This is a genomic window from Shinella sp. Sh6 (assembly GCF_055392685.1).
On record NZ_AP044006.1, the window covers coordinates 151,996 to 174,073 of the forward strand.

The following is a 22,078-nucleotide window of genomic DNA, read 5'->3' on the forward strand; positions in this document are numbered from 1 at the left end:
GAAACTGTCGAGCGGAGCCCTGTTCAGCAAGGCTCTCGGTTTCGGGCGCGAGATATTCATGGCGCATGTCGTGGGCGTGGCCGCGCTTGCGGACAGCTTCCGCAGTTCGCTCACCATCATCCTGGTGCCGCTTGCCTTCCTGCAGAACGAGAGCGTCCCCGCGATCCTCATTCCGCGCATGCAGGAGGCGAGGCGAGCCGGCATGGCGGCTCATCGCCTCGCAGCGATGACGGTCGCGCTCACCTCCATCGGTGCTCTCCTGATGCTGCTGACGATGATTTCGACCACCATTCTGGTCGATGCCATGCTGACCGGCGTTTCCGAAGCCGAGCAGCAGATGACGATCCATTTCGTCCACATCATGGCCTTCTCGATGCCTGCCTCTGTGGTGCTCAACTGCCTTGCGGCCGGCGAGATCGCGCTCGGCAAGACCCGCGTGACCAATGCGCGTGCCAGCATCCTGAATGTCGGCGTGATTCTCGGCCTGTGCATGCTGGTGCTGACCGACAAGGGTGCAATGCTCGCCATCGCCTTTACGCTGTCGTTCAACGCGTTGGCGGTTTGGGCCTTGTGGACGCTCTGGCGCGAAGGGGACCTCTCCTTCGAGCAGCTGTCGCCGGCCGACGTCTGGTCGGAGCTGCGCCTTTTTATCGGCCGCCTCGTCCCGTTCCTGCCGCTGCCGCTCGCCGAGCAGGCGAACATCTGGCTGGAGCGCCTTCTGGCGTCACGCCTTACGACCGGCGCCATCGCCTCCATGGACTATGCCCGCACGCTGACGGATAGCGCCTTCCTGCTGCTGAGCCAGCCGATCGGTCTTTCCGTCCTTTCCCGCGGGGCGACGGAGAGGCTGGACGAGCAGGCCGAGGCGCTGACCCGCTTCGTCGTGATCGTGATGATGCCGGCCTCCGCCTTCATCTTCATGTTCGCCCCGGACATCATTCGCCTCATCTTCGAGCGCGGTGCCTTCGACGCCCAGGGCGTGGCGCTGACCGGCGCTGCGCTTCGCGGCATTTCCGTCGGCCTGTGGGCGTCGACGCTGGGATGGATCCTGCTGCGTCTCCTCAACCGGGCGGGCCGCAGCACGCTTGCGGCGGCAATCCTCGTGTCGTCCTATATCGCCAACCTCGCAGCCAATGCGGTGACGTCGACCTTCGCCGATGTCCATGCCCACGGCACGCTGCTCCTCGGCTTCGGCGAGACCGTGCGCAGCCTCGTCCTCTGCACGGCCGTTCTGATGTCGCTGACGGTGCGCCTGTCGTTGCTTCGAATTATTGCCAAGGGGTTACTGCCGGCGGCAGTTATGGTGATTGCCGCCTACCAAATTCTTCACGTTTTCGATGGTACGCTTGCCCGTCTGGCACTTGGTGTTGGCGCTTATATAATATCTGTATTGCTTTCGGTCGGTTTGCTCGCACAGGAAACTTATGGAAGACTATATCTCTACGCTATTTCAAGACTGGGCTCCAAGCCAGATGCTTGACGGCTTCGATACATTTCTGTCCGGCGCGATCGTTACGGCGGCGGCTCGGTGGACCGACGCCTTTCGTGGCGCGCGGGGATGCTTCTTCACCTTTCACCGCGCCGCGCCGCGTGCGGTGTGGCCGTCCCTGCCCAATCGCAATTTCTACCTCGACCTCGATTTCCTCGATGCCCTGCTCAACCATCTGGCGACGAGCGGACGCAGGATCGTGACGATCGAGGAGGGGCTTCGCCTGGCGGCGGATGGGACGACCCGTGACACCTTCGTGAACTTCTCGATCGACGACTGCTATCGCGACACCTACGAGGAGGTGGTTCCGCTCTTCCGCCGTCACGGCGTTCCGCTGACCCTGTTCGTCACGACCGGCATTCCCGACGGCACGATGTCGTTGTGCTGGGCGGGCCTCGAGGACACGATACGCTCTCGCGACAGCATCCTCGTGGACGGCGAAGAGATCAAGACGGACACGATCGAGCGCAAGCTTGCGACCTATGCCGCGCTACAGACCCAGTGGGACGGCCCGGCGATGGACGAGCACTATGCGAAGTTCTGCGCCGGGAACGGTGTCGATCCGCTCGAAATGCGCGAAAAGCACGCGATTACCTGGCAGATGCTGTCGGAGCTGGCGCAGGACCCGCTGGTCGAGATCGGCTCGCACACGGTGTCCCATCCGCGGATTTCCGAGCTGACGCGGGAGGAGGCCCGGTACGAGTTGGGCGGCAGCCGCGAGCGCCTGCGTGAGAAACTCGGCGTTCCGGTCAAGCATTTCGCGTTTCCATACGGCCGCATGAAGGATTGCGGGCCGCGGGATTTTGCGATCGCGCAGGAGGTCGGCTACGAAGGCGTCGCGACAACGACGAAGGGCCTGATCCGCCCGGGGCCTGTTCCCTACGCCTATCCTCGCGTCACGCTGAACGGGGCCTATCGCACGCTTCTCGTGCCGGAACTGCATATGGCCGGCGCTTCGGCCGCGGCGGCCAGGGCGCTTGGACGTGTCTGAGGAGAAACTGCGGGTCATTTCCATCGCTCACACGGCCGTCTCGCGTGCGGCCGGCCGTCTGCGCTATGCTCCCCTTGCAGGGCGCGACGATCTCGATGTTCATCTCGTGGTGCCGCAGCGCTGGAAGCAGTTCGGCCGCGAGATCATCGCCGACCCTCCGGCCGATGCCGGCATCACGACTCATGTGATGCCCATTCTCTTCTCCCATACCGGGCCGTTCAGCTGGTATCTCCACGTCTATCCCGGCCTTCACCGCCTCATCCGAAAGGTTCGCCCGCACGTCATCCATCTGTGGGAAGAGCCCTGGAGCCTTGTCGCCTTGCAGGCGCGGTGGCTGAAGGGCGATGCGGGGCTTGTGCTGGAGGTGGACCAGAACATCCTCAAGCGCCTGCCGCCACCTTTCGAGACGATCCGCAAATCCGTGCTGGGTGCGACCGATCACATTCTCTCGCGCAGCAGCGACGCAACCATGGTGGTCGAGGCGCGAGGCTATAGCGGGCCGGTCAGCATGATCGGCTACGGCGTCGACGACACGGTGTTCACGCCGCATCGCTCCTCCGGCGAGAAGAAGGACCCGGCGCAGTTCGTGCTTGGCTATGTCGGCAGGCTGATCGAGGAAAAGGGCATCCAGGATGTGCTCGAGGCGATGGCCCGCACTCCGGTGCCGGTCGTCCTGAAGCTGATGGGCGAGGGGCCTTACGAGGCGGCGCTGCGCGAGAAGGCGGCGGCCCTCGGCCTTTCCGACCGCATGCAGATCACGGGTTGGGACGAGCCCGCAAAGGTCGCCGCCTTCCTGCGTTCGCTCGATGCGCTTGTGCTCATGACCCGCACGACGCCGTCGGTGAAGGAGCAGTTCGGCCGCGTGATCATCGAAGCGCAGGGCTGCGGCGTTCCGGTCGTCGGCGCGCGGTCCGGCGCCATTCCCGACGTGATCGGAGAAGGTGGGTGGGTGACGCCGGAACGGGATTCGGCCGCCCTTGCTTCGCTGATCGAGGCGATCCATGCCGATCCGCGGGATCGGCAGGAAAAGGCGGCGGCGGCGCTCGAAAACGTCCGTCTGCGCTTTACGTATGACGCGATTGCGGGCCAGCTTAATGATGCCTGGAAGGCCGCAGCAGCGGGCAAGCGGGCCGCAGCCGTTTGATGGCCCTCAGTGGGTGACGAGGGCCATATAGGTCTCGCCTGCGGGCAGCGCCTCGAAGACGAAGCTGTCGCCACTGACGTCGTGGATCGACCGCAAGCCGTCCCATCCCCATAGCTCCACCTTGCGCGCGCCCTCCGGCAGGCTGATCGGCCAACGGCCATCGGTGAGGTTCGTCCAGCCCTGCCTGTTGTGCCAGACGAAGAGGTCCCCGTCCGCTCCCTTCAGGTGCATCGTGCCGGTGCCGTAAGGATCGGAGGAGATGATGGTCATGTCGCCGGCAAGGTCCAGCACCCTTTTCAAAACCTTTGCACGTTCTTCCGGTCGCCACGGATCGTCGCTGACCGCCATGGCATAGGCCGGACCGTCGACCTCCGGCGTATCGGGAAGGGCCCAGGGGAAGGCGAACACCATCGCCGGCCGACCGTCCGCGCCGACGACGCCGAGGTTGTCCCAAATGGCTGTCAGGAAGAGGCTTGCCGCCAGTTTCTCATCGGACCAGCCCTCGCTCCGCGCGATGTTGAATTCGGTGGCGTAGAAATTGATGTCCCGCTTGAGGCCAAGCGCGGCCTTGATGCGGTCGAAGCAGCTTTGGGCCGAGAACTGGCGGCCCTCGGTCAGCGGAAACCAGCGGTCGTTGTAGTAGGTGTGCAGATCGATGCCGTCGAGCTTGCCGGATTCGAGGAGATCGGCAATGGCCGGTCCGTAGCCTCGCAGCGTCGCGTCGCCATCGATGTTGCAGGCGGCAAAGCCGGCCGGCACCACCTTCAGTGCCGGATCGACGGAGTGGATGCCGTCGGCAAATCCCTCCAGCGCATCGTGATAGTCCTTCTTGGGGATGGTGTTCTGGACGTCCGGCTCGTTGGTCATGGAGTAGATCGTGGCGCCGAAATCCTTGATCCCGTGCTCATGGCCCCATTCGCCGTTCGGCCGGAAACGGCGGGCATATTCCGCACCGGCCCTGAACCAGTCGTCATAGGAGCCGATCGGCTGCGGCGGGTCGAGCGTCTGGTAGCTTCCCTCGTATTCGAGAAGGAAGATGGGCGTGATGCCGTTGTCGTGCGCCTCCATCATCGCGGCGTCGAAATCGTGAGGGGTCGGCACCCTCTGCAGGTCGCGCCAACCGTAGGAGTCCATCCTGCCGAGACGGGCGCCGACCCATTGCAGCGCCTGGTAGAGGGGGGCGGTCGGCGCGCCCGTGCGGAAGGTCACGATATTGCCCGCGCCCATCTGCCACCGGAGTGTCGGTGCATCCGCACCGGATGCCGGGGACGTCGCCACTAGCAGGCAAAGGCCCATGCCGGCCGCCCATTGCGTCAGATGACGGCAAGGCTGCTGCAATCGGCCTTTTCGCGGAAAAAGATCAAGCCGGCTCGTTCCTGTCCGGCGGTCGCTTCGCCCCGCTCTTTGCGGCGCATGGCTTGGTGCTTTGTCAGACATGTCCGGTAACGCTGTCCAATGGATTGATGCGAGGGTTTCCGCTGAATACCGCATTATCATTTCGCAAAGGTGAGCAACGGTGAAATCGCGCAGAGTTCTTTGTGAGGGAACAAAGACCTGACGGCCATCTGCTGCGCTACCTGTCGCAAACGGCAGGATAGGTGGGCAATGGAACAGCAGGTCCGGAAAGAAGGTCGAAACGCGCGGGAATGTCCGGTCGATTGGGATCCGCGCAGTCCCGAGGTCCAGCGGGACCAGATCAGCGCGTATGACCGGATGCGGAAGGAATGTCCCATCGCCCATAGCGACTATCTCGGATGGTCTCTCTTCCGCCATGTGGATGTCCTGCGGGTCCTCGGCGATCATGAGACCTTCAGCAACCAGGTTTCGCGCCATCCGTCCGTTCCCAACGGGATGGACCCGCCCGAGCACACGCTCTACCGCGACATGATCGAGCCCTATTTCGCACCGGAGCGCATTGCGGCATTCGAGCCCGTCTTCCGCGGGATCGCGCGCGATCTCGTGGCGGAACTGGCAAAAGACCTTTCCCGCGACATCATCCGGGATGTCGCGGAGCCCTATGCGGTGCGCATCCAGTGCGGCTTCCTCGGCTGGCCTCAAAGCCTGCATGCGCCGCTGCTGCAATGGATCTATCGGAACCGTGCCGCGACGCTTGCCCGGGATGCGGAAGAGATGGCGTCCGTCGCCCTCGAATTCGACGGCCATATCCGCGCACAGCTCGAACTGCGCGAACGGGCGGGAGCCGCTGCCGGCGACGACCTCACCACCTGCCTGCTGCGCCAGAGCGTCGACGGGCGGAGGCTGGACCATTCCCGCATCGTCAGCATCCTGCGCAACTGGACGGTCGGCGAGCTTGGAACCATCGCCGCCTGCGTCGGCATCATCCTTCACTTCCTCGCCGGACGGCCCGATATCCAGGACGCGCTTCGCCGGGACCGGGCCCTGCTGCCGCAGGCGATCGACGAGATCCTGCGGCTTCACGGGCCGCTCATCTCCAACCGCCGCGTCGCCACCCGTGCGGTGACCCTCGGCGGACGGACGCTTCAGGCGGGAGACCGGATAACGGTGATGTGGGCATCGGCAAACCGGGACGGCGCGGTCTTCGACGATGCGGAGCAATTCCAGCTTGAGCGGGATCAGGCGCAGAACCTGCTCTATGGCGCCGGCATCCATGTCTGCCCGGGCGCGGGGCTGGCGCGGATGCAACTCTACGTCATGCTGGACGAGCTTCTCGACGGGCTTGCATCTTTCACGCTGCTTTCCGGCGCGGAGCCGGCCCGCGCAATCTATCCCGCGAGCGGATTTTCGTCCCTCTTCCTCGCATCGGCGTGACGGGCCGGCTATCGCGAAGAAAACCTTCCTGAATTCCTCCACATTGCGCTGGCGCAAAGAACGGCCGTCCTGCGACCGATAACCATTCGCAACTCTGTTTCGTTTGGGGGATCTGGTCATGAATGGAAGAGGTTTGGTTCTGGCTACGGCATTGCTTCTGGCACCCGTGGCCGGCGTCGCGGCGGACGATGCGGAAGGCCTCGGCCTTGCCAATGTCAAGGAATTCACGCTCGAGCACAGCCACGGGCTGGTCGCGCAGGCCGAACTTCTGGAGGCGGGCCTTGCCGATTATCATGCGCTGATCGCCGCGCATGGCGGGGACTATGCGGCGGCGTGGGCGGCCGAGGGCGCCCGGCTTGCAGAGCGGATCCACACCATCCGCGCCCTGTGGCTGGAGGCATCCAACCACTACGAGACGATCGAGGGGATCGTCGCCGGCATTCCCGAGACGGCCAAGTACGACCTGATCCTCGATGCCGGCAATCCGGGCACGGAGAGCGAGGACGTTGCCGAATACGACCTGCCGCTGCCGGACGGCACCGTGCTGAAGCGGCCCGGCAACCTGTTCCACACCATCACCGAGCCCCTGTTCTGGGGAATGGACGAGAAAGGCGTCAAGCTGCCGGCGGACCTTAACGGCGATGGCAAGGTGACGCGCGGGGAAATGCTCTTCGACGCCAATCTGGGCCTTGGCGCGGCGCAGGGGCTGGCCCGATGGGCCAAAGCGCTCGAAGCCGACATGACGGCCTGGAAGCCGAACCGCGAGGACGCCTTCACCTCCGTCGTCGTGATGACCCCGACGGTCGGCGATTATTTCGGCGAATGGAAGGAATCCCAGTTCATCTCCGGCGAGATCGGCGCCTTCGTCGCCCAGAGCCGCCTGACGGATGTCGAAGGCATCATGAGCGGGTGCCGGCGGATGTATTCGCAGGCGCTCTCGCCGGTGGTGGTCGCAATCGATGCGGATCTCGACAGCCGCATCACGGCCGGTTTCGAGGAGTTGCTAGGGCTAGTCGAGGACACGCGCGCCCGCGAGGCGGCCGGCACGAAATTCGGTGCCGAGGAGGCCGACGCGCTGGGCAACGAGGCGCAGGACATCGCCGACCGCATCGTCGCCATGGTGCTGCAGGCCGCCGCCAAGGCCGACGTGCAGATCCGCGGCTGACAAAGGCCGCGGAACATGCGGCCGGCGACCTGCCGGCCGGAGGACCGGACGCATGGAAAGTCTCGATACCCTTCCCGAGCCCGCCTGCCGGCGCTTCGTGCTGGAATACGGCCCGAAGCGCCCGGGCATCCGGCGTGCGCTGGTTTTATCTCTGCTGTTCGCCCTCCTTTTCGGCACGGGCCTTCATCTGGAATTCCTCGCCGCGCGAAACTGGAACGCGGGAGAGGTGGTCCTTCTTGGGCATCTTGCCGCCGGGCTTGTGTTCGTCGCGCTCTTCGTCTCCTGGATCAGCGGGCACGTGGCGCGGGGACTGCCGCGAAGCCAGCGGCCGGCCTTCACCGGCCTTTCCTGGCTTCTCCTGGTGAAATTCGTCCTTGTCCTCGTCACTGGATTGATGATGGCGCTACCGACCGCCCTCTATCTTGCGGGGCGGCTCTGGTTCTGGAGCTTCGAGGCAACGCACGTTCTGACCTTCCTCCACCTCTGGGGATCGTTCGTAGCCGCCATCGGTTTTCTCGCCCATCTCGCCATGCGGCATTGGGCGCTTCCGGCGGGCGGGCAGGGGCGGCGGTTGCCATGAAGTACCAGTTCAAGACGCATCTCCCCCCGGCCGCGCTCGGCGCTTTCCTGGCACTCGTCTTCATCCTCGGAACGGGCATCCTGGCGCCGGCGCCGCCCGAGCCGGGCGTGGAGCTTGCCGATATCCCGTTCTACCGCCTGCCGTTCGGCCCGGATGCGGCCGGCAAGGCGCGTCCGTTCTGGCCGTCGCGGCTGCAGACGGAGAACGGCCGGTTCGCCGACCCTGCGTCGATCCAGTCGGCGGCGAAATGCGCGACCTGCCACCGGCGGGAGTTCGATGAATGGGCGCCGTCGCTCCACGCCATCGCCGGCCGCGATACGGTCTACGAGCGCGCGGTGCGGATCAACGAGGGGCTGCACAGGGACGGCATCGAGAAATCCCGCTTCTGCGAGGGATGCCATGCGCCCGGCGAGGTGCTGGCGGGACGGACCAACCGCTTCAAGTCCGTCATGCCATCGGACGCGGAAACGGAGGGCATCACCTGCGTGATGTGCCACACCGCCACCCATGCCGACCCGAAGGAAGGCAACGGCGCGCTGACGCTGGCGGTCAACACGGGCGTCGACCGGTTGCCGGACGCGATGATCCTTGCCGCGCCGCGCGACCATGCCCGCGCCTTCGGGGCGGCAGGGACCAACGCGCTGATAGCAAGCTCGGATTTCTGCGGCGGCTGCCACACTGAGGCCTACGACAGCTCGATGTCCAAAGCCACGAGCCGCCAGCATGTGCAGACGACCTTCGCCGAGTGGCAGGGGAGCTGGTATGCCGAGAACGGCGTCAATTGCCAGGATTGTCATATGGCGCCCGATCCTGCCGCCTATGTCCGGCAGGTCCGGGCCGGCAATCTTGAAAAGCCCGAGCGGTATGCGCACAATTTCGTCGGCTCGAACTACCTGATGTTCGACACCAGCCTCGGCTCCAACCTGACCTTCCTGCGCGGGGGCATCCTGCCGGCCCTCACCGATGCGCGGAACACCGCGCTGATCGCCCGGCAGGGGGAGGCAACGAGGGCGCTGCTGCGCTCGGCCGCGGGCCTTGCCCTTCGCGAGGCGGTCGTTGCCGGCGGCAGGCTTCGCTTCACTGTAGCCGTGCAGAACCTCGGCGCCGGGCACAATCTGCCGACCGGCGTGGTCGACCAGAAATACATGTGGCTGGAGGTCGCCGTCCGCGATGCCTCCGGCGCGGAAATCTACCATTCGGGCGCGTTCGACGCCGAGCGCGGCGAGACCGACCCGGACGCCGTGATCTGGCGCGAGGATTTCCGCGATACGGACGGCAGGCGCATTCCCGATCACCTGACCTTCATCACGGCGACCGTCACCCATGTCCGCCCCGGTGTGCCGCCGAAGGGAGAGGACGTCGTCGCCTACGAGGCGCCGCTTCCGCCGGAGGCGAAGGGACCGTTCATCCTTGAAGCCCGGCTCTGGTATCGCGTCGCCACCCAGGAATTCGCCTACAACACGTTGAAGACGGACCTGATCATTCCCCCCTTCGAGCTTGCGGCCGGAAAATTCACCCTGCCCGCCGGGAAAGAGGCCCATCCATGATCGCCCAAGCCGCCCGCTTGTTCCTTCCGGTGCTGACCTTCCTCTTCGCTGCCTTCGGGACCGTGGCAGCGGCGGACGTGCCCTGGCAGGATGCCGAAGCCCTGCGGGCGGAAAGCGCCCAGATCCAGCGCCGTCTCTTCCGGACACCGGATACCCGCCTGCACGAGGATGTCGCGGCGCGGCTGGAGGCCGTTCGCGGCCTTTGGTCCACCCGGCTGCGGGCCGCCTATGAAGAGGCGGCGCCCTCCCGGGTCGAGGCCGTCGATAAGGCCGTTACAGCCTTCGCGGAAGCGGTGGGGCGCTGGGATCCGGAAGCGTCGGCCTCGGCGCGCGCCCGCGTCTGGACCGGATTGCTCGACGGGGCCTTCCGAGCGGCGCTTTCGAGCCTCGAAGCGGGGCGGGTGGAAGAAGCCGCTGGCTGGCTCAACATCCGCGAATATGCCCGGACCTCGCGCGACACGGCCGCCAGCATCGCCATGCGCGAGGTCCGCACCGGCCGGATGGCGCCTAACGAGGCGCGTGACGTGATCCAGACGGAACTGCTCAGCGTCTATGCCGGCGAGCTGCGCAAGGCCGTCGCGGAGGCGCGAGACCACCGCGCTGCCGGTTACGCGGTCCAGCTTGCCGGTTCGCTTGCGCGGGCAGCGGGACTGCATGCGCTCCTGTCGGAGAGCCTAGCGGCCCGGCTCGGCGCGCAGAAGGCGGGCGAGATCGCCGAAGCCTTCACCCGCTTGGACGATCCGCAGGCCCCGAAACTTGACGCGACGCTCGTGCGCATCGAAGCGCTGCTGGCCACCTATGCACCGGCGAGCCTTGCGCCCGACGAGCGCGACCGGCGGGTCCAACTGCTTGCGCGTTTCCTGGCGCTCGTGCCGGTCGAATATGAGAAAGGCGTACGGGACGGGGAAATCGCCATTCCCTTCGAATATTTCGAGGCCGGGCTGTTCCGTGACCGGGCGGAGATGCTGTTCGGGGACCTCGGCTACGACCTTGCCGCCCGTTCGCCGCAGGCCTTCGACAGGCTTTCGGCCATCCTCAAGGAAATGCAGGCACTGATCGCGCAAAAGGGCGACGGGACAAAGGTTGCAGGCCTTGCGGAGGAGGCGCGGGGGCTGGTTGCCGCGGCCTATGGAACTGACCTGTCGAAGGGCGGCTACGGGGCAGCGCTTTCGCTCCTGCCGGATGTCCTCGACGAGATGCTGGCGGCTTCGGCGGCGGAGAATTGGGAAGACGCCGAGCTGAAGCGGCTGGAAGCCTATGCACTCTTCGACCCCGATATCGAGCAGCGCCTGATGCCGCGCGCCCCGGCCCTCGCGCTGAAGATGGAGGCGGATTTCTGGGAAGGCAGCGCGGCGGAACCGGGCTTCGGCCGCATCGTGGCCGCCCGTGGGCCGGGGCATGCCCTGACGCTTGCCGTGGCGCGCATGAAAGCGGCGACGCAGGAGGCAGCCCGCATCCTCGACACAAGGCTTTCGGGTCTCGGAGCGTTCCTGCAGTCCCTGGCCATCCTCCTTCGAGAAGGGCTGGAGGCGGTCCTTGTCCTTGCCTGCATGATCGGCGCGCTGAAGGCGAGCGGCCTTCCCGCCCGCGGCGCCGGCGGCTGGCGCCGGCCGGTGGCGGGCGGCGTGCTCGCCGCGCTCGGCGGATCCTTCGCCCTCTGGTTCGCCGTCGGGCGCCTGTTCGCTCTGAGCACGCTCCAGCGGGAACTGCTGGAAGGGCTCTCGGCGCTGGCCGCGGCCGCGGTGCTCGTCTACGTGACGCACTGGATCTTCCGCAAATCCTATGTCGGCGACTGGATCGCGGAGATCCGGCGCAAGGCGGCGGCCGCGGCGAAGGCGACGGAGGGCGGCGGCAAGGGCTACCTCGGATGGTTCACCCTGTTCTCGCTATCGTTCCTCGTCGTCTTCCGCGAGGGTTTCGAGACGGTCCTCTTCTACGAGGCGCTGCTGATCGACGCGCCGGCCCTGCCGGTGCTTGCAGGCCTTGCTGCGGGCGGTGTGCTGGCGGCCGGGGTCGGCTATGTCATGCTCGGCCTCGAGGCGCGGCTGCCCGTCGCAGCCTTCTTCCGGCTGACGGGCGCGCTGCTCGCCGTTCTGTGCGTCGTGCTGGTCGGCAGCGGCATCCGCGGCCTCCAGACGGCCGCCCTGGTCTCCGCGACGCCGGTGGCCTGGTTCCCGGATCGCCCATGGCTGCAGATCTATCTCGGCCTCTACCCGGTTAGCGAGGCGCTGCTTGCGCAGGCGCTTGTCGCCGCGTTCCTGGCGATCTCGGTCTTCGGCTTCGTCCGGCAGCGGAAGGCGGTATAAGCTGCACGTCGGGGCCGGGGACAGTTGCCGCGGTCCGCCGGCGTAAAGGTCACGATGGGCTCGCAAGGGCTGCTTTGGCGCCTTGCGCAAGTTCCTTGAGGATGATTGCACAGGACGTCGCGCCAGCATCCAGGACGCCGAGCGAGCGTTCGCCGAGACGGCTTGCGCGGCCGATCTTCGCGACGAGGTTAAGCGTCGAATCGCGCCCCGCCTCGGCGGCGGCGACCAGGGCGTCGAGCGCATCGCTGAAAGACTTCCCGTCTGCCGTCGCCTTGTCGAAGGCCTCGACGCCGGGGACGAGGGTGTCGAGCAGCGTCTTGTCGCCGACCTTGGCCGCGCCGATCGACTGGATGCCGGAAAGGCCGGCATGCAGCATCCTGCCGAAGGTCGCGGCGTCGATCTTTTCCACGCCCTCGATGGTTTCCGCAAATTCCGTGAACATGACGCCGTAGAGCGGGCCCATCGAGCCGCCGATCTCCGTCATCAGCACGGTGCCGAGCGTATCGAGGGACTGGGAAAGCGAGGCGTGCCTGCCCTTCAGCCGCTCGGCGGCCATGCCGAAGCCCTTGGCCATGTTCACGCCGTGGTCGCCGTCACCGATCTTGCCGTCGATCTCGCTGAGATAGGCGCGGTTCTCGATGATCCGTTCGGCCATCGACAGGACGATGGCGCCGGAGGAGGCATTGTCGAAAGTCTGCATGGTTTCCTTCCTCAGAGCAGGATCGTGCAACGCGTCTCGACGTCGAGCAGCGTCTTCAGTTCATCGTCGAGCGCCATGACGGTCAGCGTCGCGCCGACCATTTCCAGCGAGGTGAAATAATTGCCGATCCAGGTCTTGCGGATCTTCAGGCCGCGGGCCGAAATCTCGCTCTCGATCGTATCGTTGAGGATGTAGAGTTCGTTGAGCGGCGTGGCGCCGAGGCCGGAAACGAGCACGGCGACTTCGGTGCCCTCGGGCAGGCCGTGGTCGTCGAGCACGATCTTCACCATGTCCCTCGCAACCTCTTCCGCCGTCTTCAGTGGCTCGACGCGCACGCCCGGCTCGCCGTGATGGCCGATGCCGACTTCCATCGTGCCCGGCTCGATCCGGAAGTTCGGATGGCCGACGGCAGGCAGCGTGCAGGGGCCGAGGCCGACGCCGATCGAACGGCAACGGTCGATCGCCTTCTGGGCGGCCGCGCGGACCTCCTCGAGGCTTGCGCCGGTCGCGGCCTTGGCGCCGCCGACCTTCCACATGAAAATCTCGCCGGCGACGCCGCGGCGCTTCTCGCGCTCGCTGGCGGGCGCGGAGCAGACGTCGTCGTTTGCGACGACCGTGGCGACCTCGATCCCGTCCTTGGCGGCAAGTTTCGTCGCCATCTTTACGTTCATGTTGTCGCCGGCATAGTTGCCGTAGAGCACGACGACGCCCTTGCCGCCATCGGCCGCGCGGATGGCGTCGTGGAAGCTCTTCGCCGTCGGCGAGGAGAAGAGCTCGCCGACGGCGACCGCATCGAGCATGTTCCTGCCCGTATAGCCGATGAAGGCCGGCTCATGGCCGGAGCCGCCGCCCGTCACCACGCCGACCTTGCCGGCGACGGGAGCCTGCCTTGCCACGACGACGCGCGGGTTCTCGGCAAGGCGCACGATGTCGGAATGTGCCTTGACGAAGCCCTTCACGGTGTCCTCGACCACCTGGTCCGGGTCGTTGATGAAACGCTGCATGTCTTTCTCCTCCGGTAAACGTCAGCCCTGACCGGCCAGCGCCCCTCGAACGACCTTGAGGGAGCGGGCGAGGGCGCTTTCGATGGTGTCGAGCGCAAGCGGCTCGCTACGGCGGACGGGCCGTGCCGCCGGATCGCGATGGAGCCGCAGCGGCAGTTCGATGCTGATGGGAAAATCCGGCAGCGCCGATATAGCCGAAAGGATGCGTGCGCAACCGATGTCGCCATCGCCGATCGGCTTGAAGAACCAGCCGTCGTCGTTGCGGCTCACGTCCTTGATATGCGCATGGGCGGAAGCCGGCAGGGCACGTACCGCGTCGCCGGCAAAATCGCTGAGACTGGGCCTGTGCGAGGCGGTGTTCGCGGCATCGTAGTTGAGCTTCAGAAAGGGCGTCGCGTAGCGCGCAACGAGGGCGATGCCGTCGGCCGCGGTGTTGATCAGGTTATCGCTGCCGTCCCCGGGATTCTCGAGGGCGATGACCACGCCGAGATCCTCGGCGCGGCGGAGCAGCACCTCGATATTGCTGTGAAAGGCCGCTTCGCGTGCACGGGCGCTGGCATTCGTGGCGATGACGCACGCCCCGAGGGCGGCGGCAAATTCCATGCGCCCGGTGAAGATCGCGACGGCGTCGTCGAGGCCGAGATCGATATGCGATGACATCGCATGGCACGATAGCCCCGCATTCCGCATCGCGCTCCGCCATTCCCCGGCTTCACCCGGGCGGAAGGCGTCCTCGTCGAAGGGTTCGGTATAGCCGACGATGAAGGCGGGCTCGACATGGCTGAACCCGAGGCGCGCCAGGCTTTCCAGCATCGTCTCGCGGCTGTGCCCGTCATAGGGCGCGCCGGATGCGGACACGATCCGCTCTGTCATTTCGTCCTCCCGATCCCGGCGGCGGCCGGTTAGCCGCGCGGAAGACGAGGCTCCTCGCGCTCCCGATTGATGGTTCGGGGCACGGGAAACGACAAACGGAAAGATTTAACGGACCGATGAATCTGCTTCAACAATCCCGGCGCCGGTTTCGCCGCCCGGCGCCTCGTCCAGCGCGGCAACGAGCCATTCGGCGAACCTGCGCGCCAGGCGCCGCTGCGATCCCGATTTCGGGAAGGCGAGATAGTGGCCGATATAGTGCACGTCCCTGGCGACGCCTGTCAGCGGCGCGACGAGCTTGCCGCTTTTCAATTCGCGATGGGCGAGCCGGGTCGATTCCAGCGCGACGCCGAGGCCGTTTGCTGCCGCGTCGATGGCGAGGAACGAACGGTCGAAGCTGACGCTCTGGACCGGCGGTGTGCCGAGGGCGTTGGCGTCGAACCAGTCCGGCCAGCGCAGGCGCTTGTTGTCGCTGCGGATCAGGATCTTCGACAATAGGTCGCGCGGCTTGCGGATGCCTTGGGCCATTTCGGGCGTACAGAGCGGCGTCACCCTTTCGCTGCCGAGCGGAATGACGACGAGATCGTCGCCCGTCGGCTGGCCATAGATGATATCGGCGTCGAATTCCCCGTCGACAAAGCGCACATAGCTGGTGCTTGCGGCAAGGCGCACCTCTATGCCCGGATTGGCCGCCAGGAATTGCGGCAGGCGCGGGGAGAGGACCTGTGCAGCGAAGCTCGGCGCGCAATGCAGGCGTGACCTGTTCGACGATACGAGTTCGATGCCGCAGCGCAGTTCCTCGAAAGCGTTGGAGGCATGCGTCAAGAGGGCCTGTCCGTCGATGGTCAGCCGCACTGCGCGGGTCGTGCGTTCGAACAGCGCGGTCCCCAACGCCCGTTCGAGCTTGACGATGGCATGGCTTACCGCGCTTGCCGATAGATGCAACTCGTCGGCTGCGGCGCGAAACGAGCCGAGGCGGGCGGCGGATTCGAAGGCGCGAATGGAGGACAGTGAAATTCCGTTCAACATTCGATTAGTGAAGCAGATTCACCTACCGGTGTAAACTTCGCGTTTGAAGGCCCCGGATGCCTTTGCGATACCTCACCCCATCCGCTGGCAGGGCGGAGCGGCGGCCGGATGTCTGGCGCCAGGATCGATGGGGCCGGCGTGGCCGGCGTCCAGGGAGGAGAAAAGATATGCTGCTGAAGGGCAAGACCGCCGTGATCTCGGGCGCTGCGAGCAAGCGCGGCATCGGCCGGGCGACCGCCGAGTTGTTCGCCGAGCACGGAGCGCGCGTCGCCATTCTGGACCTCGACGAGGCTGCGAGCGCCGAAGCCGCCGCGGCCCTTCCCTCCGTCGATGGCGGCGCCCATCTCGGCATTGCCTGCGACGTGACGAAACGGGCCTCCTGCGATGCGGCGATTGCCCGCGTGGTCGAGGCTTTCGGCAAGGTCGACATCCTGATCAACAATGCCGGCATCACCCAGCCGGTGAAGACCCTCGACATTACCGGCGAGGACTGGGAGCGCATCGTCGCTGTCAACATGACGGGCGTGCTCAATCTCAGCCAGTCGACGATTCCGCACATGCGTGGAAACGGCGGCGGCTCGATCGCCTGCATGTCATCGGTCTCGGCCCAGCGCGGCGGCGGCATCTTCGGTGGCCCGCACTATTCTGCGGCCAAGGCGGGCGTGCTCGGCCTGGCAAAGGCGATGGCCCGCGAATTCGGCGTCGACGGCATTCGCGTCAACTCCGTGACGCCCGGCCTCATCCAGACCGACATTACCGGCGGCAAGCTCACCGACGCCATGCGCGCCGATATCCTCAAGGGTATCCCGCTCAACCGGCTCGGCGATGCGCGGGACGTCGCGAACATCTACCTGTTCCTCGCCTCGGACCTCTCGTCCTACGTCACCGGTGCGGTCATCGACGTCAATGGCGGCATGCTGATCCATTGACGGCCAGTGGGCGGAGGAACCTCATGACGATGGAAACCGCAGCCGGAAATACCGCGCTCCGCGCAAATGTCTCGCTGGCCGAGCGGGCCTATCGCATCCGCCGCAACGCGGTGTTGATGGGCGAGGTGCAGGGGCAGGGCTATGTCGGCCAGGCCCTCGGCATCGCCGACGTGCTCGCCGTCGCCTATTTCCACGCGCTGCGCTACCGGCCCGAGGACCCGCACTGGGAAGGACGCGACCGTTTCCTGCTGTCGATCGGTCACTATGCCATCGCGCTCTACGCCGCCCTCATCGAAGCCGGCATCGTGCCCGAGGACGAACTCGAAACCTATGGCTGCGACGAGTCGCGGCTGCCCATGTCCGGCATGGCCTCCTACACGCCGGGCATGGAGATTACCGGCGGTTCGCTCGGCCACGGCCTCGGCATCGCCGTCGGCATGGCGCTCGGCCTCAAGCGCAAGCGCTCTGACCGCTTCATCTTCAATCTGATGTCGGACGGCGAGCTTGGCGAGGGCTCAACCTGGGAAGCGGCGATGGGCGCAGCGCATCACCGGCTCGGCAACCTTGTCAACCTCGTCGATTTCAACAACCAGCAGGCCGACGGCCCCTCGCGCGAAATGCTCTCCGCCGAACCCGTGACGGACAAGTTCGCCGCCTTCGGCTGGCATGTGCAGCGGATCGACGGCAACGACATCGAGGCGGTGCGCGCGGCCTTCGACACGGCCATGGCGCTTTCCGACGACCGGCCGCGCGCCATCGTTTTCGATACGAAGATGGGCACGGGCGTGCCCTTCCTCGAAAGCCGCGAGGTGACGCACTTCATCCGCGTCGAGGCGGACGAATGGGCGCTCGCCCTTGAAGCTCTGGAGAGGGGACGCCCGGCATGAGCACCACGGCCACGAAGCGGCTCACGACTTCCGCCATGATCGCCTCGATCGCCGCCGAAGGGCAGGCGACGCGACCGGCCCCCTTCGGTCATGCGCTCGTCGAGCTTGCGCGGCATGACGAGCGGATCGTCGGCCTTACCGCCGATCTCGGCAAATATACCGATCTGCACATCTTCGCGAAGGCCTTTCCGGACCGCTTCTACCAGATGGGCATGGCCGAACAGCTTCTGATGAGCACGGCGGCGGGCCTTGCCCGCGAGGGCTTCATTCCGTTCGCTACGACCTATGCGGTCTTCGCCGCACGCCGCGCCTACGATTTCATCGCCATGGCGATCGCGGAGGAAAAGCTGCCGGTCAAGATTGCCTGCGCCCTGCCGGGACTGACCACCGGATACGGCCCGAGCCACCAGGCGACGGACGACATCGCCATCTTCCGCGCCATGCCCGACATCACGATCGTCGACCCCTGCGACGCGCTCGATATCGAGCAGGCGGTTCCGGCGATTGCCGCCCATGACGGGCCCGTCTATCTGCGCCTGCTGCGCGGCCAGGTCCCGGTCGTGCTCGACGACTACGACTATCGCTTCGAGCTCGGCAAGGCGAAGCTGCTTTGCGACGGGGCGGACGTGCTCTTCCTTTCCTCCGGCATCCTCACGATGCGGGTGCTGGAGGCTGCCCGTGCGCTGGAGAAGGACGGCATCCGTGCCGCCGTCCTGCATTCGCCGACGATCAAGCCGCTCGACGTCGCCACCATCCTTGCCGAAGTGGACCGGGCCGACAGGCTGCTCGTGGTGGCCGAGAACCATTCGTGCGTCGGCGGGCTCGGCGAGGCGGTCGCCATGGCGCTGCTTGCCAATGGCCGCGCGCCGCGCCTGCGGCATATCGCATTGCCGGATTCCTATCTTGCCGCCGGCGCCCTGCCGACGCTGCACGATCGCTACGGCATATCCACAGGCCGCATCGTCGAACAGACGAAAGGGTGGCTGGACGCAGGCTGAATCGGATACGTGGACAACGGTCGGGAGCCGGCTGTCCGCGGGAGTTCAAAACATCGCGCCGGAGGGGCGCTAACCGGGAGGATTGATGATGACCTATTCCATGAAGCGGCGGGCATTCCTGGCTGCAGGCGGCGCTGTTCTGGCAGCGCCCGCCATTCTGTCCTTCGCGCGTCCGGCGCGCGCGGCCGTGACGCTGACGCTCGGCCACGGTGCCGCGCCCGGCAATCCGCGCACGGTGGCGGCGGACAAGTTCGCCGAACTGGTGAAGGAAAAGACGGACGGCCGCGTGACGGTCAATGTCGCCGGATCCGAAACGCTCGGCAGCGATTCCGCGATGCTGACGAGCCTGCGCACCGGCGCGCTCGATATCACCGCCAACAGCCAGGGCCCGGTCTCCGCGCTCATCCCGGAAATCGCCGCGCTCGGCCTGCCCTTCCTGTTCGAGACCGCCGACAGGGCGATCGAGGTCCTGCAGGGCGACGTCGGCAAGACGCTTGCCGATCGCTTCGATGCCGTCGGCGTCGTGGCGCTCGACTGGTGGGACAACGGCATCCGCCACCTCTCCAACTCGAAGCTGGCGGTCAAGACGCCCGAAGACGTGAAGGGCCTGAAGATCCGCACGCCCGCCGATCCGATGACCATCGACATCTTCCAGGCGCTCGGCGCAGGCACCGAACAGATCGCCTTCGGCGAACTCTACATCGCGCTCCAGCAGGGCGTCGTCGACGGCCAGGAGAACCCGCTTGCCAATATCGAGAGCTCGAAGCTCTACGAGGTCAACAAGTTCATCAGCCTGACGGCGCACAAGTGGGAATCAACGCCCTTCCTGATGTCGAAGATGTCCCAGGCGCGGCTCGGCGACGATCTGGAAGCGGTGAAGGCCGCCGCGCTGGAGGCCGGCAAGCTGCAGCGCAGCCTCTCCGCCGAGACGGCGACGCAGACATTGGAGACCTTCAAGGCCAATCCGGCCATCGAGATCTCCGAGGTGGACCGCGCCGCCTTCGTCGCGGCGACCGCATCCGTGCTCGACACCTGGAAGCAGAAGCCGTTCGGCGACTTCGTCGCGCAGATCGCCGGCGCCGCGAAGGGCTGATCCTCGCCATGCCGCGCACCGCTCCTGCGGTGTGCGGTTCATCCATCATCCGTGCATATTGGGGGAGGAGCACGCATGACCGATGGTTTGCTGGTTGCCGCCGACCGGATCGACAGGGCGATAACGCTCCTGTGCCGCTTCGTGATCATTCTGGCCGGTATCGTCCTGACGGTCGTCATGACCGCCAACGTGGCCGCGCGCTATACGCTTGCCAGCGGCGGCTTCAACTTCGCGCAGGAACTGCCGACGCTCATCTTCCCGTGGTTCATCGTCGCCGGCATCGTACTTGCCGCGCAGATGGGCATCCACATGGCGGTCGAATGGATCTACGGGAAATTCGATGAGCGCGGCAAGACCGTCATCTTCATGGTTGCCAACCTGATCTCCGTTGCCGCCTTCGCGGTGCTTGCCGATCAGGCCCTCGTGGTGGCGGAGATCGCCAGCATCGAGCGCAGCCCCGTCCTGCAACTGCCGAACAGCATCGGCTACTATTCCATCGCGGTCGGCGCCGTGCTCGTGGCGGTGGTGACCGCGACGGCGTGCCTGCGCGTCTTCGTCAACGGCTGGGCCGCCCGCCCGCAGGCAGAAACCGAGGAAATGCCGCTATGATGACCCTGATCATGATCGTCGCCTTCTGCGTGCTGATGATGCTCGCCGTCCCCGTCGGCTATGCGCTGATCATCGCGGCCGGCATCGCCGTCCTGTCGGTCGACTATGTGCCTCTGTCGATCGTCGCGCAGCAGGTCTACGACCAGACCCAGTCCTTCCCGATGCTGGCGCTGCCCTTCTTCATGCTGGCCGGCACCCTGATGCTCGGCGGCACGCTCGGCCAGCAGCTCCTGGAACTTGCCTCCAAGGCCTTGCAGCGCTGGCGCGGCGGGGCGCTTTCGACGACGGTCATCTCCTCCGTCGTTTTCGGCGGGGTCTCGGGCTCGGCCGTCGCGAATGCCAGCGCGCTCGGCTCCGTCCTCATTCCCTGGCAAAAGCGCCACGGCTATCCGGCACCCCTTTGTGCCGCCAACAATGCCACGTCCGCCGTCATCGACGTGCTCATTCCGCCGTCGATCCCGATGATCCTCTATTCGCTGGTCAGCGGCGTCAGCGTCGCCAATCTCTTCATCGCCGGCATCCTGCCGGGCCTGCTGATGGCCGGCAGCTTCATCCTCGTCTGCTGGTGGATTTCGGTCCGGCGCGGCTATCCGGTTTCCAAGGAGCGCGTGCGCAAGCGCGACCTCGCCCTCATGGCGGGCAAGAGCTTTCCGGCGCTCGCCCTGCCGGTGCTGATCATCCTCGGCCTGCGCTTCGGCTTTGCGACACCCACCGAGGTGGCCGTGTTGTCGGTCGTCTATTCGCTCATCCTCAGCGTCGCCTTCTACCGGGATCTCAGCTTCAAGCGCTTCTGCGACAATGTCGTGGAGGCAGGGGTCGCGACAGGCGTCGTGATGCTGGTCATCATGGGCAGCGCGGCGGTCGGCTGGGTGCTGACCTTCGACCAGACGCCGCAGTTCGTTGCCCATTGGGTGGCGGAAAACATGGCGAACCCAATCGTCATCATCCTCATGATGAACGTCCTGATGCTGGTGGTCGGCATGCCGCTCGACCTGCCGCCGGCCATTCTGCTGCTCGGTCCGGTCTTCGTGCCGCTTGCCGATGTCATCGGGCTGGATCGTGTGCAGCTCGGCCTGATGATGGTCATCAATCTCGGCATCGGCCTCTACACGCCGCCGATCGGCACGACGCTCTTCATCTCCTCGTCGATCGCGAAGGCGCCGCTGGGTGCGACGACACGGGAACTCTGGCCGTTCTTCGTCATGGCCATGCTCCTGATGCTGGCGGTGAGCTACATCCCGGCGCTGACGATCTACTAGCGCGCCGCCTAATCCAGCCCAAAAAACATGACTATATTTCTCCAGTATATCTGGTCTGTTGCGATTCCAGATGATATCTGATGGCGGGCGAGCCCGTTCCCACCTGGGGTCCGCCGCAGACGTCCAGTTCAATTTCGAGAAAATTCCGGCGCCCGGTCTAAGCATGGGAATCAAGCAAGACGATAAGCGTTATGCCGCCTATCTCGCGCATCGTGCCGACCTGATCAGTTATGCGACGCCGATCCTCGGCTCGCGCGAGGATGCCGAGGACGTCGTTCAGGAGGCGTTTGTCAGGTTCGTCCCTGAAGAGGCCGAGAACCTTGCCAAGCTGAAGCCCTATCTCCTGCGCATCGTCCGCAATCTGGCGCTCGATGTCCGCAGGCGACGGCGATACGATCTGCGGGAGAGGCCCGACGACACGCCGTTCTGGGGATTGCCGCAGGATCATGGCAATCCCGAGGAACATGCGCTCTTCTGCGATCAGGTCCGCCAGGTGGAAACTGTCCTGTCGCAGATGCCGGCCAAGGCCCGCATCGCCATGGAAATGCATCGCTTCGGCGGCTACAGGATGGAGGAGATCGCGGCCCATCTCGATGTTTCCGTTGCCAGCGTGCATCGGTTGATCAAGGGGGCGATCGTGGAATTCTCCAGGAAAATAAAGTGAAAAGGCGGAAACATCCGTCGCGCG

At 65.7% G+C, this 22,078-nt stretch carries 20 protein-coding genes; 15 read left to right on the forward strand and 5 right to left on the reverse strand.

Features of this window, described 5'->3' with window-relative positions; all coding sequences use genetic code 11:
• The first annotated feature begins 58 nt into the window (after window positions 1-58).
• From ACZ5TO_RS19035 to ACZ5TO_RS19045, 3 genes are read left to right on the forward strand one after another with little or no spacing between them, the layout of a single operon-like run.
• Window positions 59-1,480 carry a lipid II flippase MurJ gene (locus tag ACZ5TO_RS19035; RefSeq protein ID WP_464800812.1) on the forward strand — a complete coding sequence of 474 codons (1,422 nt, stop codon included), beginning with the start codon at window positions 59-61 and terminating at the stop codon, window positions 1,478-1,480.
• Window positions 1,473-2,480, forward strand: coding sequence for a polysaccharide deacetylase family protein (locus ACZ5TO_RS19040; protein ID WP_464800813.1), 1,008 nt, complete (start codon window positions 1,473-1,475; stop codon window positions 2,478-2,480). Before ACZ5TO_RS19035 ends, ACZ5TO_RS19040 begins: the two co-directional genes overlap by 8 nt.
• The gene (locus ACZ5TO_RS19045) at window positions 2,473-3,624 is read left to right on the forward strand and encodes a glycosyltransferase (RefSeq protein WP_464800814.1); all 1,152 of its coding nucleotides are present in this window, start codon (window positions 2,473-2,475) and stop codon (window positions 3,622-3,624) included. Before ACZ5TO_RS19040 ends, ACZ5TO_RS19045 begins: the two co-directional genes overlap by 8 nt.
• 6 nt (window positions 3,625-3,630) lie before the next feature.
• Here ACZ5TO_RS19045 and ACZ5TO_RS19050 read toward each other — a convergent pair whose 3' ends face one another.
• Window positions 3,631-4,833, reverse strand: a complete 1,203-nt coding sequence (locus tag ACZ5TO_RS19050; RefSeq protein ID WP_464800815.1) for a hypothetical protein — start codon at window positions 4,831-4,833, stop codon at window positions 3,631-3,633.
• Window positions 4,834-5,229: 396 nt separating this feature from the next.
• Between ACZ5TO_RS19050 and ACZ5TO_RS19055 the strand changes: the two genes are divergently transcribed.
• The 5 genes from ACZ5TO_RS19055 (at window position 5,230) to ACZ5TO_RS19075 (ending at window position 12,012) form a co-directional block, all read left to right on the forward strand.
• Window positions 5,230-6,414 carry a cytochrome P450 gene (locus ACZ5TO_RS19055; protein WP_464800816.1) on the forward strand — a complete coding sequence of 395 codons (1,185 nt, stop codon included), beginning with the start codon at window positions 5,230-5,232 and terminating at the stop codon, window positions 6,412-6,414.
• Between the two features lie 151 nt (window positions 6,415-6,565).
• Complete coding sequence (locus ACZ5TO_RS19060; RefSeq protein ID WP_464800817.1) at window positions 6,566-7,579, forward strand: imelysin family protein; 1,014 nt, start codon at window positions 6,566-6,568, stop codon at window positions 7,577-7,579.
• A 52-nt stretch (window positions 7,580-7,631) separates the two neighbouring features.
• A complete protein-coding gene (locus ACZ5TO_RS19065) occupies window positions 7,632-8,159 on the forward strand; it encodes a hypothetical protein (RefSeq protein WP_464800818.1) in 528 nt (175 codons plus the stop codon).
• Complete coding sequence (locus tag ACZ5TO_RS19070; RefSeq protein ID WP_464800819.1) at window positions 8,156-9,706, forward strand: multiheme c-type cytochrome; 1,551 nt, start codon at window positions 8,156-8,158, stop codon at window positions 9,704-9,706. Before ACZ5TO_RS19065 ends, ACZ5TO_RS19070 begins: the two co-directional genes overlap by 4 nt.
• Window positions 9,703-12,012, forward strand: a complete 2,310-nt coding sequence (locus ACZ5TO_RS19075) for an FTR1 family protein (protein ID WP_464800820.1) — start codon at window positions 9,703-9,705, stop codon at window positions 12,010-12,012. The genes ACZ5TO_RS19070 and ACZ5TO_RS19075 overlap by 4 nt, the downstream gene beginning before the upstream one ends.
• Before the next feature lie 49 nt (window positions 12,013-12,061).
• On the opposite strand, the gene dhaL is transcribed toward ACZ5TO_RS19075, so the two are convergent.
• The 4 genes from dhaL to ACZ5TO_RS19095 form a co-directional block, all read right to left on the reverse strand.
• A complete protein-coding gene (gene dhaL, locus ACZ5TO_RS19080; protein WP_464800821.1) occupies window positions 12,062-12,712 on the reverse strand; it encodes a dihydroxyacetone kinase subunit DhaL in 651 nt (216 codons plus the stop codon).
• 11 nt (window positions 12,713-12,723) lie between these two features.
• Window positions 12,724-13,716, reverse strand: a complete 993-nt coding sequence (locus ACZ5TO_RS19085; RefSeq protein WP_464800822.1) for a dihydroxyacetone kinase subunit DhaK — start codon at window positions 13,714-13,716, stop codon at window positions 12,724-12,726.
• A 21-nt stretch (window positions 13,717-13,737) separates the two neighbouring features.
• Window positions 13,738-14,589 carry a sugar phosphate isomerase/epimerase family protein gene (locus ACZ5TO_RS19090; protein WP_464800823.1) on the reverse strand — a complete coding sequence of 284 codons (852 nt, stop codon included), beginning with the start codon at window positions 14,587-14,589 and terminating at the stop codon, window positions 13,738-13,740.
• Window positions 14,590-14,694: 105 nt separating this feature from the next.
• A complete protein-coding gene (locus ACZ5TO_RS19095) occupies window positions 14,695-15,615 on the reverse strand; it encodes a LysR substrate-binding domain-containing protein (protein ID WP_464800824.1) in 921 nt (306 codons plus the stop codon).
• Between the two features lie 167 nt (window positions 15,616-15,782).
• Between ACZ5TO_RS19095 and ACZ5TO_RS19100 the strand changes: the two genes are divergently transcribed.
• The 7 genes from ACZ5TO_RS19100 to ACZ5TO_RS19130 all read left to right on the forward strand — a co-directional run bounded on the left by ACZ5TO_RS19100 (window position 15,783) and on the right by ACZ5TO_RS19130 (window position 22,054).
• Window positions 15,783-16,544 carry an SDR family NAD(P)-dependent oxidoreductase gene (locus ACZ5TO_RS19100; RefSeq protein ID WP_464800825.1) on the forward strand — a complete coding sequence of 254 codons (762 nt, stop codon included), beginning with the start codon at window positions 15,783-15,785 and terminating at the stop codon, window positions 16,542-16,544.
• Between the two features lie 29 nt (window positions 16,545-16,573).
• A complete protein-coding gene (locus tag ACZ5TO_RS19105; protein WP_464800994.1) occupies window positions 16,574-17,431 on the forward strand; it encodes a transketolase in 858 nt (285 codons plus the stop codon).
• Window positions 17,428-18,429 (forward strand): transketolase family protein, encoded by a 1,002-nt coding sequence (locus ACZ5TO_RS19110; protein ID WP_464800826.1) that lies wholly within the window; start codon window positions 17,428-17,430, stop codon window positions 18,427-18,429. Before ACZ5TO_RS19105 ends, ACZ5TO_RS19110 begins: the two co-directional genes overlap by 4 nt.
• Before the next feature lie 85 nt (window positions 18,430-18,514).
• Window positions 18,515-19,522 carry a TRAP transporter substrate-binding protein gene (locus ACZ5TO_RS19115; RefSeq protein ID WP_464800827.1) on the forward strand — a complete coding sequence of 336 codons (1,008 nt, stop codon included), beginning with the start codon at window positions 18,515-18,517 and terminating at the stop codon, window positions 19,520-19,522.
• A 75-nt stretch (window positions 19,523-19,597) separates the two neighbouring features.
• The gene (locus ACZ5TO_RS19120; protein ID WP_464800828.1) at window positions 19,598-20,131 is read left to right on the forward strand and encodes a TRAP transporter small permease; all 534 of its coding nucleotides are present in this window, start codon (window positions 19,598-19,600) and stop codon (window positions 20,129-20,131) included.
• Complete coding sequence (locus ACZ5TO_RS19125; protein WP_464800995.1) at window positions 20,131-21,390, forward strand: TRAP transporter large permease subunit; 1,260 nt, start codon at window positions 20,131-20,133, stop codon at window positions 21,388-21,390. The genes ACZ5TO_RS19120 and ACZ5TO_RS19125 overlap by 1 nt, the downstream gene beginning before the upstream one ends.
• Before the next feature lie 163 nt (window positions 21,391-21,553).
• Window positions 21,554-22,054 (forward strand): RNA polymerase sigma factor, encoded by a 501-nt coding sequence (locus tag ACZ5TO_RS19130; RefSeq protein ID WP_464800996.1) that lies wholly within the window; start codon window positions 21,554-21,556, stop codon window positions 22,052-22,054.
• Window positions 22,055-22,078 lie beyond the last annotated feature (24 nt).

What these genes read in the sequence shown, in the direction of transcription:
- ACZ5TO_RS19035 (WP_464800812.1), top strand. Translation starts at nt 59, where the DNA reads ATGGCGCATGTCGTGGGCGTGGCCGCGCTTGCGGACAGCTTCCGCAGT.
- ACZ5TO_RS19040 (WP_464800813.1), top strand. Translation starts at nt 1,473, where the DNA reads ATGCTTGACGGCTTCGATACATTTCTGTCCGGCGCGATCGTTACGGCG.
- ACZ5TO_RS19055 (WP_464800816.1), top strand. Translation starts at nt 5,230, where the DNA reads ATGGAACAGCAGGTCCGGAAAGAAGGTCGAAACGCGCGGGAATGTCCG.
- ACZ5TO_RS19065 (WP_464800818.1), top strand. Translation starts at nt 7,632, where the DNA reads ATGGAAAGTCTCGATACCCTTCCCGAGCCCGCCTGCCGGCGCTTCGTG.
- ACZ5TO_RS19070 (WP_464800819.1), top strand. Translation starts at nt 8,156, where the DNA reads ATGAAGTACCAGTTCAAGACGCATCTCCCCCCGGCCGCGCTCGGCGCT.
- ACZ5TO_RS19075 (WP_464800820.1), top strand. Translation starts at nt 9,703, where the DNA reads ATGATCGCCCAAGCCGCCCGCTTGTTCCTTCCGGTGCTGACCTTCCTC.
- dhaL (WP_464800821.1), bottom strand. Translation starts at nt 12,712, where the DNA reads ATGCAGACTTTCGACAATGCCTCCTCCGGCGCCATCGTCCTGTCGATG.
- ACZ5TO_RS19085 (WP_464800822.1), bottom strand. Translation starts at nt 13,716, where the DNA reads ATGCAGCGTTTCATCAACGACCCGGACCAGGTGGTCGAGGACACCGTG.
- ACZ5TO_RS19090 (WP_464800823.1), bottom strand. Translation starts at nt 14,589, where the DNA reads ATGACAGAGCGGATCGTGTCCGCATCCGGCGCGCCCTATGACGGGCAC.
- ACZ5TO_RS19095 (WP_464800824.1), bottom strand. Translation starts at nt 15,615, where the DNA reads ATGTTGAACGGAATTTCACTGTCCTCCATTCGCGCCTTCGAATCCGCC.
- ACZ5TO_RS19100 (WP_464800825.1), top strand. Translation starts at nt 15,783, where the DNA reads ATGCTGCTGAAGGGCAAGACCGCCGTGATCTCGGGCGCTGCGAGCAAG.
- ACZ5TO_RS19105 (WP_464800994.1), top strand. Translation starts at nt 16,574, where the DNA reads ATGGAAACCGCAGCCGGAAATACCGCGCTCCGCGCAAATGTCTCGCTG.
- ACZ5TO_RS19110 (WP_464800826.1), top strand. Translation starts at nt 17,428, where the DNA reads ATGAGCACCACGGCCACGAAGCGGCTCACGACTTCCGCCATGATCGCC.
- ACZ5TO_RS19115 (WP_464800827.1), top strand. Translation starts at nt 18,515, where the DNA reads ATGATGACCTATTCCATGAAGCGGCGGGCATTCCTGGCTGCAGGCGGC.
- ACZ5TO_RS19120 (WP_464800828.1), top strand. Translation starts at nt 19,598, where the DNA reads ATGACCGATGGTTTGCTGGTTGCCGCCGACCGGATCGACAGGGCGATA.
- ACZ5TO_RS19125 (WP_464800995.1), top strand. Translation starts at nt 20,131, where the DNA reads ATGACCCTGATCATGATCGTCGCCTTCTGCGTGCTGATGATGCTCGCC.
- ACZ5TO_RS19130 (WP_464800996.1), top strand. Translation starts at nt 21,554, where the DNA reads ATGGGAATCAAGCAAGACGATAAGCGTTATGCCGCCTATCTCGCGCAT.